This window comes from Tenacibaculum amylolyticum, assembly GCF_964511145.1.
GTDB lineage: Bacteria > Bacteroidota > Bacteroidia > Flavobacteriales > Flavobacteriaceae > Polaribacter > Polaribacter amylolyticum.
The window spans coordinates 109,530-123,401 of sequence record NZ_CAZEFZ010000026.1 but is presented as its reverse complement, the minus strand read 5'-3'; the positions used below and the strand labels follow the sequence as shown (position 1 = coordinate 123,401).

Below are 13,872 nucleotides of genomic sequence, written 5' to 3'. Positions count from 1 at the left end.
CTAATAAAAATAAAGAACTACAAAGCAATGTATCTATTGCTAAAGAAAAATTACTTAAACTAGATGCCACATTAACTCAGAAAGATTTTGAACTGAGTGAAAAGGAAAAAGCTCTTGATATAGCTAAACTTAATAGTGAACGTTTAGCTATAGAAACAAAAAATAATTTTCTAATAGCAAAAGCTACTAAAAACATAGATAAAAACACTAATAAAACTATAACAATTCTTAAACAAGCTTTAGAAACGAGTAATGATCCAAGGATATTGAGTGTTTTTCTTGATCTTGTTGAAAACAAGTGTATTACTGTGCTAGATTTAAAACTAAAAAAGAAAATTGAGCACATAGACTTATCTGAAGATGAAAAATTAGCTGCTATCCTAACGCAAGATTCAGTTTATATTATTGATTTAATTTCAAATCAGCTTAAAAGTTTTAGTATAATAAAAGAATCATTAGGGACTTCGTCAAGCCCGATAGTTAAAATACTCAATAATGGAAACATTGTTGTGGAACGATCTAAAAGTGCAATATTAAACCCTAAAAAAGGAGAAATTCGTAAAATAGGTAGCAACGAATGGCGCGAACGTTTCTTTAGTAAAAACTCTAAATATTATTTAGCAAGAGATCGTAGAAAAAATGTTGGATATGCTATTCTTATTGATTCAAATAAAATTATCAATCTTAATCGTAAACTGAAATTAGAGTCTATTCTAAATATTAGTATTTCTAATAATGGAGACTTGTTCAGTCTCTCTAATAAAGATAGCACATATATTTGTAATAAGAATTTTAAAATATTACATAAGCTACCAAATTTAGGAAATGTTAGTTTTTCTAATGGTGAATATATCATAGGTATAAAAAGTAGTGAGTTAATAGTATATTCTATAACTAAACGTATTCTAGGTAAATTTAAATCTGATAAAATAAATGAGAACCTAAAAATTAAATACCTTGCTAATAATATTTTCTCGACTATAAATAACTTAAATACTTATTATTGGGAGTTAACTAATAGCTCTAAATTTATCTTTATTAAAGAATTATCAAAATATGATTCTAAGTTACCGAAAAAAATATACAATTTAAATATCAATAATAATGAAATAAATTATAAAGATTTGATAACCAATACATCTATTAATATAAGAGAGTTTAAAGGCAGAGTAAATGAATATATAACGTATGATAATGGAAAAAAACTTATAGTTGGTAGTGATTATGGCGAGCTCAAATTATTTGATCTTTTAAAGTTGAAGCCTTATTTATTTACTGATTCTAAAAAGTCACAGATTGAAGATGGAATACAGTTATATAGAGATAAACTATATAGATTTAAAAAAGATTCTTTACATATAGTAGACTTACTTAAAAAAGATACGATTAAGCAAATTAAATTGTCTAATACATTTAAAAGACATCTTTTCCAAAATAAGAGTAGATTATATTTTCTCAATGAGAAGTCTGAATTAGTTTACTACGATGTCATAAAGCTTATGGAAAAAATAATTACTAAAACACCTTTTAATAAGTTGATTAGATTTTTTAAAAAAGATAATATTATTTTCTTTAAAAATGACTTAAACCATATTTTTTCATTAAATCTAATTACTGGTGATTTAAAGAAGCTTCATGAAACAGAATACTCGTTTTTTGTCTCAGAGGATAAAAATTTTCAAGTGATTTATGAAAATAAGTTAAAAAGAGAGTTTTCTGAAGGAGAGGAAAGAAATTCTTTTAAATTAAAAATAGATTCAGAATTCACTAGAGTAGAAAGATTTAATATAAAAGAAAATAAAACTCGAATATTTTCAAAAGACAGTACTTATCTCACATATTTAGATTTTGATGCTAAAAATAATTTAATACTAGGCATTTTAGATTATAATTTTAACGTCAGTTTTTATAAAATGACTCCTAGCGGTAATACTTCTAAAATTAGAAATAATTATTTAAGAAATGTTAGTTATGATAATATTATTGTTTTAAAAAATGAAAAAAATTATTATTCGAATAATTGGCAAGGTTTATCTGTTGAGCTACTAGTTACACTTTTTCAACCTATTACAGATTATTTCACAACTAGAAGCGGACAACTTATATTATTAAACACAAAATTTACTAATAAAGCTGTTTTCTGGAATGTGAAAAATAATACATATCATAATATTACTATTGATGATAAAGATGAATTACATTTTTTTAAGTATTTAAAAAATAATAAGAAGATATTAATTACCTCTAAATCAGGAAATGTATATGTCTATGACCTCGAAAAAAATGATGTTGTTAAATTAACAGATGCATACAGTATGATAGATGATATTCGATTATCTCCTCAAGAGAATTATTTTGTGACGCTTGATAAAGTAAAAAACTTAAGCCTTTATGCTATTGATGGTACTTTAATAAAGTCTTTCGAAATAATGGATGATTATAAATTTAAATTTTCAAACGATGATCGTTTTTTGATTATTAAAGATCAGTATAAGAATATTACGTTTTGGCCACTTGCAAATGATATTATTTCTAAAACTTTATTTTAATGACAGTTACTCATAATGACGGCTATTCTCCATTTTTAAATGGAATTGAAGCCGTCATTACTTAAATAAAACTAAACTAAATAACATTAAATAATCCTATATCTAATTGTAGGATATTTTTATACTTAAGCAAACACCTCTGCTACAAGTAATTCTTTTTTATAATCTTCAATAAAAGTATCTATATGCTTTTTCTCTATGCCAGGGACACAAATAATATGTGCAATATCTCCTTCAGAAGCCAATTGGTATTTTTTACATAATCCAGCAGATGGTTTGTCTAAAACCACAGTTAAGGCATCATTATTTCTCCAAGCTTTTACACCAATTTGTTTTAATTTTGTTTCCGTATAAGCTGCAACTTCTTGACATTTCCTAGCTCTAACTGTCAATCCTTTTTTACCATGCTTTTCTATGAACGACCATAAGAATAAAGGAGTTAAACCATTTCTAGAACCGGTAATCGTAGTATCTAAAGTCCCAACATACGATACAGAATTTACAATTCGATTTCTATGTTTTCTTTTTGTCAAAACAATTCCACATGGAATAGGTCCACCAATAAACTTATGTCCAGATATAGAGATACTATCAATACCTTCAGCAAAATCAAATTTAGGTTTTGGATCTACAAAAGGAGCAATACAACCTAGGAATGCAGCATCACAATGAATATAATAATCTTTAATAGCGTATTTTCTAATAATATCTTTCACATTATCAATATTATCAACAGCTTCTGTCATTGTAGTTCCTATATTCAAGAAAAGTATAGCGGGTCTGTGTCTATGCAATTGTATAAGACTTTCTAAATCGTCATAATCTAACTCACCATTTGCTTGACTTCTAACAACAATACTATTCAAGTTTAATAAGTGTAAGTTCTTTTTTACACTATAATGTGTCGATTCGCTATAGTATACTATTGGATTATCAAAACTTTCTCTAGCTAGATATAAACCATATAAGTTTCCTTCCGTTCCTCCATTAGTAACATAACCCCAAACATCATTAATATTAGAAGATAAAATATCAGCAAAAAAAGAAATAACCTTTTGTTCTGTATCTTTTGTATCAATAGCAAGTGTAGATGGAGACTCTGGATCACCAACATTATTAATACATAAATTTAAAAATGGTGCAAATGCTGTATAATTAAAATCCTTAGCTAAAGGATATCCTAAAAAACTAGCTGAATTTCTACTAATTCTGCTGTATATATCTTCAATATGTTTCATTTTTTAATTAAAATAAAATTATACTGCAAAGATATGTTAGTAGTAAAATATTTTAAAATAAATGATTTAATTAAGAAAATATAACTAGTTTTATGTTTTTAATAGTAAAAAATACTTTTAGAAAGTAAAATAATACGTTAAAACAGGAAAATTTACTATGAATTCATTTGATACAATAGATTTACAATTGCTTGATGAGCTACAAAAAGACAGTAAACAATCTATAAAACAGTTAGCACATAAAGTAAATCTATCCATAACACCAACGCACGAGCGAATTAAAAGAATGGAAGCGAATGGAGTAATTGATAAGTATGTAGCTATTGTGAATCCTACATCCTTAGGGAAAAATTTAATAGTGTATTGTCAGGTAACCTTAGTGAAGCACCAAGAAACATATTTTAAAGAATTTGAAGAATACGTAGCAAACATCGATGAAATAGTTGAAGTGTCTTATATAGCAGGTACCTATGATTTTTTACTGAAACTGATTTTGAAAGATATGAATGATTATCAGAATTTTGTGATTAAGAACATTTCACAATTAGAAATTATCTCAAACATACAAAGTTCGTTTGTTATTAAACAAACAAAAAACACAATAAAAATTACGCCATAAAGATGTATAAGCAAATGCTTTAATTCTGCATTTAATACACTATTTTCGTAACAATCGATTGATCATTTAACCATGTCTAAACTACCTAATACTAGAGCGAGTATCTTTTCAGTAATGTCGCAATTAGCGAATAAGCATAATGCAATTAACTTATCGCAAGGATTCCCTAATTTTCCAGTAGATCCGCGTTTACTTGATATTTCAGAGCGTTTATTAACTGAAAATATCCATCAGTATACATCAATGGCTGGTTTACCTTCATTACTAGTGAAAATAGCCTTATTAACAGAAAAACATTACCAACGAAGAGTAAACACAACAACAGAAATGTTGGTTACTTCTGGAGCAACACAAGGAATTTATACAGCTATAAATGCACTGGTTTCAAAAGGAGATGAAGTATTGATTTTAGATCCAAGTTATGATAGTTATGAACCGTCTGTATTAGTAGCAGGAGGGAAGCCTGTGCGTGTTTCATTGAATGATGATTATTCACCAAATTTTAATAGGATTGAAACTGCTATTACTTCAAATACTAAACTAATGGTCATCAATAATCCACATAATCCTACAGGTAAAATTTGGTCAGAAGCAGATTTTAAAGCTTTAGAAACTATCTTAGAAAAACATTCACAAGTTTTATTATTGAGTGATGAAGTATATGAATACATTTCTTTTAAACATTCACATATTTCTGTAAACACACGTCCTAAACTAAGAAATAGAGCTATCATAGCATCTTCTTTCGGAAAATCATTACACGTTACTGGATGGAAAGTAGGCTATTTAATAGCGCCAGAAGAACTTATGAAAGAAATAAAGAAAATACATCAGTTTCTGGTATTTAGTGTCAATAGTATTTCACAACATGTTATAGCTGAATATTTAGATATTGTAGATTTTAATGAAGTTGCTAAAATGTATGCTAGAAAAAAAAGGCTATTTCAAGATGCATTAAAAAATAGTAGATTTAAAGTCTTACCTTCAGAAGGAACCTATTTTCAAGTGGTAAATTATAGTACTATAAGCAAACAAAACGATATGGATTTTGCAAAAGAATTAATTACAAAATATGGTGTTGCAGCAATACCAATATCAGTATTTTATAAAGATGCTACAGACAAACACATGCTACGATTTTGTTTTGCTAAAACAGATGAAACTTTAATTGAAGCAGCCAAGAAGTTAGCTGTAATCTAGTTATTTTATAGTAAAATGATTAGGGTATGAATAATGTTAAAGAATACCAAGATATAAAGGAATATTTATCAGAAATAGGAGTTCCTACACTTAAAAATGAAGAATTCTATATTGTAAAGTTTAACCCTGAACATGCTTTCGAAGCTCCACCAATTACTTATAAACATAACTATTTCGAGATTTCATTTGCTATAGGTTATGATGCACGTATAGTGGTTGGAGAAGAAGAAATTAATCATTTAGAATGTAACCTTTCTTTTGCTTCTCCACACCAAATTATAACTTGGGATTTAAAAGAAATACATGAAAATTCAATAAGTTATATGGTTTTATTTAAACCAAGTTTTTTATCTTTTATTAAGAATACATATAATATTTTTCAAAGTTTTCCTTATTTAAAACAATATACATCTCCTGGTTATCAACTAACAGAAGAACAACAAAACTTCTTTATTGATTTATTTCAAAAAATGCATGCTGAACACGAGTTACTTCACGATAATGATGCACTAGAAGTAATAAGAGGATACTTAACTGTTTTTCTTTTTAAAGCCAAAAAAGAGTTAGCATCCGGTTTAGATAATACGTTTATAAGAGAAAGGAGTAAACAAATAGTTTTTGACTTTGAAAATCTATTAGTAAAAACAAAATATAAACGACAAACTGTAGAGTATTATGCAGACAAGTTAAACATTAGTGCAGTATACCTATCACAATGTATAAAATCAACAACAGGTAAAACAATTAAACAAGTTATTACCGAATATTTATTAGTTGAAGCAAAATCTCTTCTTAAACAATCTAATAAATCAGTTGCTGAAATAGGATATGCTTTAGGCTTTAAAGACAGCTCATACTTCATAAAATTTTATAAACGTTATACAGGATTGACTCCAAACCAATTTAGAGCTAAACTTTAATTATTCTAATAACTATAGAATATTACCTCTTTTGTATAATTTTTAGCCTAAAAATTATATGTACATCATTTTAAATTTGCACAATGAATCGATGTAACTTTAAAATGATGAAAAATATAGTATTAGCCTTTTGTATTACTATTAGTATATTAATTAGTTGTAAAAGCAATGAAAAGCATAAACAATTCCATAAAGAAAATAAAGGAATTGAAATTGAACTCACAACAATTTTTACCAATGACTTAGATAAAATGAAGCTTTTCTTTAATGAAAAAATGGGACTGTCTATAATAGATGAAAACCCAGAATTTGTTGAATTTCGTACGAGCGGTTCTCGTTTTTCAATTGGATTAAGAAACTTTATGTTTAAAACATTAAAAGATAGTACCTATTTAGGAAATAGAAAAGGAGCAGCTGTTGGTATTGGTTTTAATTTTTCATCAAAGGAAGAAGTTGATAGCTTGTATAAAAAAATGAGTAATAATGATGTTTTGTTTCTTCAGAAACCAAAACTAATGTCTTGGAATGAGTATACAGCTTTCTTTAAAGATCCTGATGGAAATGTTCACGAATTAATATATAAAGAGAAGTAAAGACAACCAAGGGACTTTAGTCCCTTGTATAATTAGATTTCCTGTATTTGATTACAGAATAATTTAGTTTAAAATAGATTGAACCCCGTTTTTCAGTTCATATAAAGTTGAAATTTCTGTGTCGGTTAAATTCCTATTAAAAATAGATAGATCATCCATCAGTCCAATATAGCCTAGCCCTAAATAAATATTAGATTTTGAAACATCCCAAGTAAATGGCGTATCAATCGCATTACGTGTTCCCATATGTTTTCCATTTATATAGAAAGAAGCTTTACCTTTTTCTGTATTTAATCCAGAAAAGTTAATTAAAACATGTGTCCATTTACCACTACCAAAAGGTGGTTTTTTACTAGTTATAAGTCTTTTATTGAAAATTGGATTTTCGTTATCTGGACCTTCTGGATTAGGATTCCAAACATTACGATCTCCAATAACACCCAATCTAAAATCACGTGGGTTTTCTTTTGTAAAATCAACCCAAATAGCAGCATCGTTATAACTAACATCAGTAATTTGAATAGGATCACAATATCCAGGTTTTAAATCTGTAGCAGGATCTAAACTTAACCAAAAAGAAACTGCACCGCTCCAATTTTCTTTACTGTAGTTTATATTTTTAGAACTTGGGTAATAAATATATCCTTTGCTTCGCTCTGTAAAAACTAATCCAGCACCATATTTTCCTTTTCCTTCTTGCCTCGTAATATCTGGTTTGTGTAATCCAACTTGAGCAGAATCAACAGCCTTTCTATTTGGTACAGTAAACATACGTGGATCTCCTAATGAAAAATCTGCATTAATACCAGTATTAAAAGAAGCATAAAATGTAAGAGCATCTTTTAAATTAGTTTCAGTAGTAGGTTTAGTTACTTCATTCGTTTTTTTAGATTGCTTACAAGAAGTAAAAATTAGGCAAACACTAAAAAGGTATGCAAATAGCTCAGTAGTTTTTATTGGATACATTGTAATAGAATTTTTAGAGTTAAGAATACAATCAAAAATACAAATTATACATTTTAAGATAAAAATTTTGTAAAACCCCTTCATTTCTAGCTCTAGAATAAGTTTTATTACCTGTAGAAATTAGGTGCATTGAATATTCTAGTTAGTAATTGTAATAATAGCATCTTAAAAAAGAGACCTCTGAATCAAAATTTTGAAAATCAAGGAAGCAGGGTTAGCTGAAGATAAAAAGCTGTTTGAGCGATAGCGAGTTCTTTTTATCAGTGTAAGGTTCCGTAGTATTTTTTTAAATTTTTATTCGAAGTCTTGATTTTTGTTTCTTTTCATCAAGGAAAAGAAAGAGGAGTTGATTTGTATTTTTTTATTCTTATAATATTTATTAAACACTTGACTCAAGTGAAATGTTAATAACAGGTATGGAGTAATCTGTATTAAAGTAACATATAATTGCAAATCTATTTTAGAAGTATAGAAAATAGAAAAGGAAGCGTTATATCTAAAACAATTTGAATGAGTTTGTTAATGTTTTGATAAGATTTATAAAATCTCTAGAATGTTATGTAATTTAGGAGGACAAACAATCAACTAAATTACAATTCAATGAAAAAACTTCTCAGTTGCGTGCTTTTAATAGCATTGTCAACTAATAATTCGATTGCTCAGGATCGAATTACAGGTGAACCTTTTGCTACACGTTCAGAAGTATTAGCTCAAAATGGGATGGTTGCTACAAGTCATCCATTAGCTACACAAATCGGATTAGACATACTTAAAAAAGGAGGAAATGCAATAGATGCAGCTATTGCAGCAAATGCTGCACTTGGGTTAATGGAACCTACGGGCTGTGGAATTGGAGGCGATCTTTTTGCAATGGTTTGGGATGCGAAAACAAAGAAATTATATGGTCTTAATGCCAGTGGTCGTTCTCCAAAGGAACTAACATTAGCATATTTTGAAAAGAAAAATATGGAAAAAATTCCATCGCATGGACCTTTACCAGTAAGTGTTCCTGGTGCAGTAGACGGTTGGTTTGAATTACACAAAAAGTTTGGTTCTAAACCTATGTCAGAAATTTTGACACCAGCAATAAACTATGCTGAAAAAGGATTTCCTTTAACGGAGTTAATTGCTTGGTATTTGAATAGAAGTGTACCTTTTTATGAATCAAAAGGATTTCCTAATATCAAAGACACTTATATTAATCAAAATGGAGGAAAACTTCCACAAGAAGGAGAAATCTATAAAAATCCATATTTAGCGAATACCTATAAAAAAATAGCTCAAGGAGGTAGAGATGTCTTTTACAAAGGAGAGATAGCCAAAGTAATTGGTAAATTTATTAAAGAAGAAGGAGGATTTCTTTCAGCAAAAGATTTGGCTGCTCATAAATCAGAATGGGTAGAACCTGTATCTGTAAATTACAGAGGATATGATGTTTGGGAATTACCACCAAATGGACAAGGAATAGCGGCATTACAAATGCTACAAATTCTAAAAGGATACGATTTTAAAAATATAGCATTCGGTAGCCCAGAGCATTTGCATCTATTTACGGAAGCTAAAAAATTAGCTTTTGAAGATCGTGCAAAATATTATGCAGATATGGACTTTTTTAAAGTGCCTGTTGAAACACTACTTTCAGACACTTATGCACAAGAGCGTAGAAGTAAGATAGGAGAACGAGCGGGGAAATATACAGCAGGAAAAATTTCTGCAGGAGAAACGATTTATATGACAGTTGCTGATAAAGAAGGAAATATGATTTCTTTAATTCAGAGTAATTATCGTGGTATGGGATCAGGGATGGTGCCTCCAAAATTAGGGTTTATGCTACAAGACAGAGGAGAACTATTTAGTCTGAAAAAAGGGCAGGCCAATACATATGCGCCTCGTAAGCGTCCTTTTCATACCATTATTCCGGCTTTTATAACGAAAGATGGAAAACCTTTTGTAAGCTTTGGTGTGATGGGAGGAGACTTTCAGCCTATGGGACACACTCAAATTGTAATGAATTTAATTGATTTTGGAATGAACTTACAAGAAGCAGGAGATGCACCTAGATTTGATCATACAGGAGGCGCAAGTCCAATGGGAGGAATTACCAGTGATACCGGTATGATTCGAACAGAGTCAGGAATTCCTTACAGCACACTTAGAGGCTTAATGGATAAAGGACATAGAATAGGAACAGCTAGAGGTATTTATGGAGGATACCAAGCAATTATGTGGGACGATAAAAATAAGGTATTTCATGGAGCATCTGAGAGTAGAAAAGATGGTCAAGCAGCAGGATATTAAAAATTAACCAACTAAATAATCAATCAAAATAATGAAACTTTTAAATGTAAGAGTTGTGTGGATAGTACTGTTATTAGCAGTTTTTACCGTATCGGCTCAGAAAATGGATGGAAAAACCTTTGCAGGGTTAAAACTCAGAAATGTAGGGCCAGCATTTACTTCAGGTAGAATTGCAGACATTGCAATTCATCCAGAAAATGAAAATGTATGGTATGTTGCTGTAGGTTCTGGTGGGGTGTGGAAAACGACCAATTCAGGAACTACATGGAAACCTATTTTCGATAAACAAACATCTTATTCTATCGGAGCGATTACGATAGATTCTAATAATCCACATACGATTTGGGTGGGAACTGGTGAAAATGTAGGAGGACGTCATGTTGGTTTTGGAGATGGAATTTATGTAAGTCACGACGATGGTGCTTCATGGAAAAACATGGGACTAAAAAAATCAGAACACATTTCAAAAATTATTGTAGATCCTAAAGACTCTAATATCATTTGGGTAGCTTCTCAAGGGCCTTTATGGACTTCAGGTGGTGAACGTGGTGTATATAAATCTACTGACGGAGGTAAAACTTGGAAAAGAACATTAGGAGACGATAAATGGGTAGGAGCAACCGACATTGTAATAGACCCTAGAGATCCTAATGTTTTATACGCGGCTACTTGGCAACGTCACAGAACTGTTGCTGGATATTTAGGAGGCGGCCCTGGTACAGGAATTTATAAAAGCACCGATGGAGGGGATACTTGGAAGAAACTAACAAAAGGGATTCCTTCATCTAATTTAGGTAAAATAGGATTGGCTATTTCGTCGTTTAATCCAGATGTAATTTATGCTGCTATTGAATTAGATAGGAGAAAAGGAGGACTGTTTATGTCTACGAATAGAGGAGAAACTTGGAAAAAACAATCAGATGCTGTTTCTGGAGGAACGGGACCACATTATTATCAGGAATTGTATGCGTCTCCACATCACGAAGGAAAATTGTTTTTAATGAACAATTATGTACAAGTTTCAGATGATCACGGAAAGACATTCCATACAATGAACGAACGTAATAAACACGTAGATAGTCATGCTATGGCCTTTAAAGCTTCAGATCCTAATTATGTATTATTCGGTACAGACGGAGGTTTATATGAAAGTTTTGATTTAACAAAAAGCTGGAAATACATTCGAAATTTACCAATTACACAGTATTTCAAGTTAGCCGTAGACGATTCAAAACCTTTTTATAAAATTTATGGAGGAACTCAGGATAATGGTTCGCATGGTGGACCATCGCAATCTATGTATTCTGATGGAATTACAAATGGTGATTGGTGGAAAACGCTAGGAGCAGATGGACATCAATCTGCAATTGAACCAGGAAACCCTAATATTACCTATGGAGAATTTCAGCAAGGAGCTTTATGGCGTATTGATCAAACTACGAAAGAAACGGTTTTTATTCAGCCACAAGCTTTAGAAGGAGATCCATTTGAACGTTTTAACTGGGATGCACCAATTTTAGTGAGTCCACATGATCCTAAACGTTTATATTTTGCTTCACAACGTGTTTGGCGTTCTAATAACCGTGGAGATGATTGGACGCCTATTTCTAAGGATTTAACCTTGAACCAAGAGCGTATGGAAATTCCATATTATGGAAAACAACAAAGTTGGGACAATGCTTGGGATGTATATGCAATGTCTAATTATAATACAATTACATCGTTAGCAGAATCTCCAAAACAAGAAGGTTTAATTTATGTTGGTACAGATGATGGATTGATTCAAACTACGGAAAACGGGGGAACCTCTTGGAGAAAGTTTACGCTAAGCACTATAAAAGGGCTTGATTTTGTTCCTTTTGTAAATGATGTTCGTGCGGATTTATTCGATGCGAATGTAGTATATGCAGCGGTAGATAATCATAAATATGGAGATTACAAACCTTATATTTTAAAAAGTACAGACAAAGGAAGAAGCTGGAGTATTATAAGTGGTGACTTGCCAGATCGTTTATTAGTATGGAGATTGGTACAAGATCATGTAAATAAAGACGTATTATTCGCGGCTACAGAATATGGAATTTATTTTACCTATAACGGTGGAAAAAATTGGATCAAATTACAAGGAGGTGTGCCAACTATACCATTTAGAGATATTACAATTCAAAGAAGAGAAAATGATTTAGTGGGAGCTTCTTTTGGTAGAGGATTTTTCATTTTAGATGATATTACACCTATACGTAACTTTAAACCGTCTATGCTTACTGAAGAGGCTACGTTATTCCCAATTAAAGACGCATATTGGTATAGAGAGGCGAGTAGAGTAGGAAGTCAGGGAGATGCTGAATACAAAGCTCCCAATGCTCCTTTTGGTACACGATTTACGTACTTTATGTCTGATAAGATAAAATCATTAAAAGATCAACGTAAAAAAAGAGAAAAAAACAATACAGACTTTCCTGGATGGGATGCCTTAGAAAAGGAAACAAACCAAGATGGACCTGATGTATTATTAATCATTAAAGATGCACAAGGAAACATCGTAAATACGGTAAAAGGAACGAATAAGAAAGGATTTAACCGAGTGAATTGGAAATTAAATTATCCAAATAAAAGAGGAGAACTATTATCTGGACGTGGAGATGGTACTAGTACGGGAAATATAATGGTAACTCCTGGTACATACACAGTTACGTTGGTAAAAAGAGTAGACGGCGTAACTACTACGTTACAAGGACCTAAATCCTTTAATGTGGTTCCAATGTACAAGGGAGCCTTGCCTAGAAAATCATACGATGAAATCAATGCCTTTAGAAAAGATGTTGTTGCATTCCAGCAAGATTTACGAGCAACAAATATGATGATGAATAGTGAAATGAAAAAAATAGCAGCAATGAAAAGAGCTGCAAATAAAACAACAGCTCCAAACGATGCTTTATTAGAAGACATTAACAAAGCAAGAATACAACTATTAGCGATTCAAAAAGAATTAAATGGAGACGCTGTTAAAAGCGCAATTGGTGAAAAATCAAACCCAACAGCAAATGATGGAGGCTTAATATCTTGGGCAGCTTTTACCAATACCTATGGACCAACTGGAACACATAAATCATTTTTAAATCGTGTAAAAAATCAGTTACAACAAGTAAAATTAAAATTAGAAAAAGTAGTAGATATAACACTTCCTAATCTTGAACGCCGTTTACAGCAAGCTGGTGCTCCTTGGATAGAAGGACAAGGTTTGATTAAAAACTAACAGACTTCTAAAAAATTATACAAAGTGATCGTAATGCTACGATCACTTTTTTATTTATTAAAATATCCCCATTGTACATTTGTATCAAAATTCTATCAGTTCGAGGTCTTAGATAAGTTTTATTATTTAGCATATAAAATTGATGTATTCAAGGTTAGTTTGTTTAAGTAGAAGATGATTCTATTAATAGCATCTTTAAAAAAACGACCTCTGAATTAAAACTTTGAAAATCA

Annotated in this window: 9 protein-coding genes (1 of these 9 cut by a window edge); 7 read left to right on the top strand and 2 right to left on the bottom strand. The window is 30.5% G+C overall.

The annotated features are described in order from the left end of the window. On the top strand, positions 1-2,549 hold the 3' portion of the coding sequence (locus tag ACKTTC_RS08800) for a TIR domain-containing protein (protein ID WP_408039439.1). Its footprint begins 679 nt before the window's first position; only the last 2,549 of its 3,228 coding nucleotides appear in the window; the start codon falls outside the window, past its left edge; its stop codon occupies positions 2,547-2,549. 125 nt (positions 2,550-2,674) lie between these two features. Here the strand turns inward: ACKTTC_RS08800 and ACKTTC_RS08795 are convergent, their stop codons facing one another. Beyond that, on the bottom strand, positions 2,675-3,787 hold the full coding sequence (locus ACKTTC_RS08795) for a histidine decarboxylase (protein WP_408039438.1): 1,113 nt from the start codon (positions 3,785-3,787) through the stop codon (positions 2,675-2,677). Positions 3,788-3,944: 157 nt separating this feature from the next. Here ACKTTC_RS08795 and ACKTTC_RS08790 point away from each other — a divergent pair, with 157 nt between their 5' ends. The 4 genes from ACKTTC_RS08790 to ACKTTC_RS08775 all read left to right on the top strand — a co-directional run bounded on the left by ACKTTC_RS08790 (position 3,945) and on the right by ACKTTC_RS08775 (position 7,119). After that, entirely contained in the window at positions 3,945-4,406 is a 462-nt protein-coding gene (locus ACKTTC_RS08790; RefSeq protein ID WP_408039437.1) for an Lrp/AsnC family transcriptional regulator, read from the top strand. 72 nt (positions 4,407-4,478) lie between these two features. Further along, positions 4,479-5,606, top strand: coding sequence for a methionine aminotransferase (locus ACKTTC_RS08785; RefSeq protein WP_408039436.1), 1,128 nt, complete (start codon positions 4,479-4,481; stop codon positions 5,604-5,606). A gap of 26 nt (positions 5,607-5,632) precedes the next feature. Then, the gene (locus ACKTTC_RS08780; protein WP_408039435.1) at positions 5,633-6,526 is read left to right on the top strand and encodes a helix-turn-helix domain-containing protein; all 894 of its coding nucleotides are present in this window, start codon (positions 5,633-5,635) and stop codon (positions 6,524-6,526) included. Positions 6,527-6,630: 104 nt separating this feature from the next. Beyond that, positions 6,631-7,119, top strand: a complete 489-nt coding sequence (locus tag ACKTTC_RS08775; protein WP_408039434.1) for a VOC family protein — start codon at positions 6,631-6,633, stop codon at positions 7,117-7,119. Positions 7,120-7,182: 63 nt separating this feature from the next. On the opposite strand, the gene ACKTTC_RS08770 is transcribed toward ACKTTC_RS08775, so the two are convergent. Beyond that, entirely contained in the window at positions 7,183-8,085 is a 903-nt protein-coding gene (locus ACKTTC_RS08770) for a LamG-like jellyroll fold domain-containing protein (protein ID WP_408039433.1), read from the bottom strand. A gap of 600 nt (positions 8,086-8,685) precedes the next feature. Between ACKTTC_RS08770 and ggt the strand changes: the two genes are divergently transcribed. Both ggt and ACKTTC_RS08760 read left to right on the top strand, forming a co-directional pair. Further along, the gene (gene ggt / locus ACKTTC_RS08765; RefSeq protein WP_408039432.1) at positions 8,686-10,383 is read left to right on the top strand and encodes a gamma-glutamyltransferase; all 1,698 of its coding nucleotides are present in this window, start codon (positions 8,686-8,688) and stop codon (positions 10,381-10,383) included. 31 nt (positions 10,384-10,414) lie between these two features. Then, positions 10,415-13,639, top strand: a complete 3,225-nt coding sequence (locus tag ACKTTC_RS08760; protein WP_408039431.1) for a VPS10 domain-containing protein — start codon at positions 10,415-10,417, stop codon at positions 13,637-13,639. Positions 13,640-13,872: the final 233 nt, after the last annotated feature.

Bases quoted from the DNA above. Each gene is read 5' to 3' on its own strand.
- ACKTTC_RS08795 (WP_408039438.1), bottom strand. From the start codon at position 3,787: ATGAAACATATTGAAGATATATACAGCAGAATTAGTAGAAATTCAGCT.
- ACKTTC_RS08790 (WP_408039437.1), top strand. From the start codon at position 3,945: ATGAATTCATTTGATACAATAGATTTACAATTGCTTGATGAGCTACAA.
- ACKTTC_RS08785 (WP_408039436.1), top strand. From the start codon at position 4,479: ATGTCTAAACTACCTAATACTAGAGCGAGTATCTTTTCAGTAATGTCG.
- ACKTTC_RS08780 (WP_408039435.1), top strand. From the start codon at position 5,633: ATGAATAATGTTAAAGAATACCAAGATATAAAGGAATATTTATCAGAA.
- ACKTTC_RS08775 (WP_408039434.1), top strand. From the start codon at position 6,631: ATGATGAAAAATATAGTATTAGCCTTTTGTATTACTATTAGTATATTA.
- ACKTTC_RS08770 (WP_408039433.1), bottom strand. From the start codon at position 8,085: ATGTATCCAATAAAAACTACTGAGCTATTTGCATACCTTTTTAGTGTT.
- ggt (WP_408039432.1), top strand. From the start codon at position 8,686: ATGAAAAAACTTCTCAGTTGCGTGCTTTTAATAGCATTGTCAACTAAT.
- ACKTTC_RS08760 (WP_408039431.1), top strand. From the start codon at position 10,415: ATGAAACTTTTAAATGTAAGAGTTGTGTGGATAGTACTGTTATTAGCA.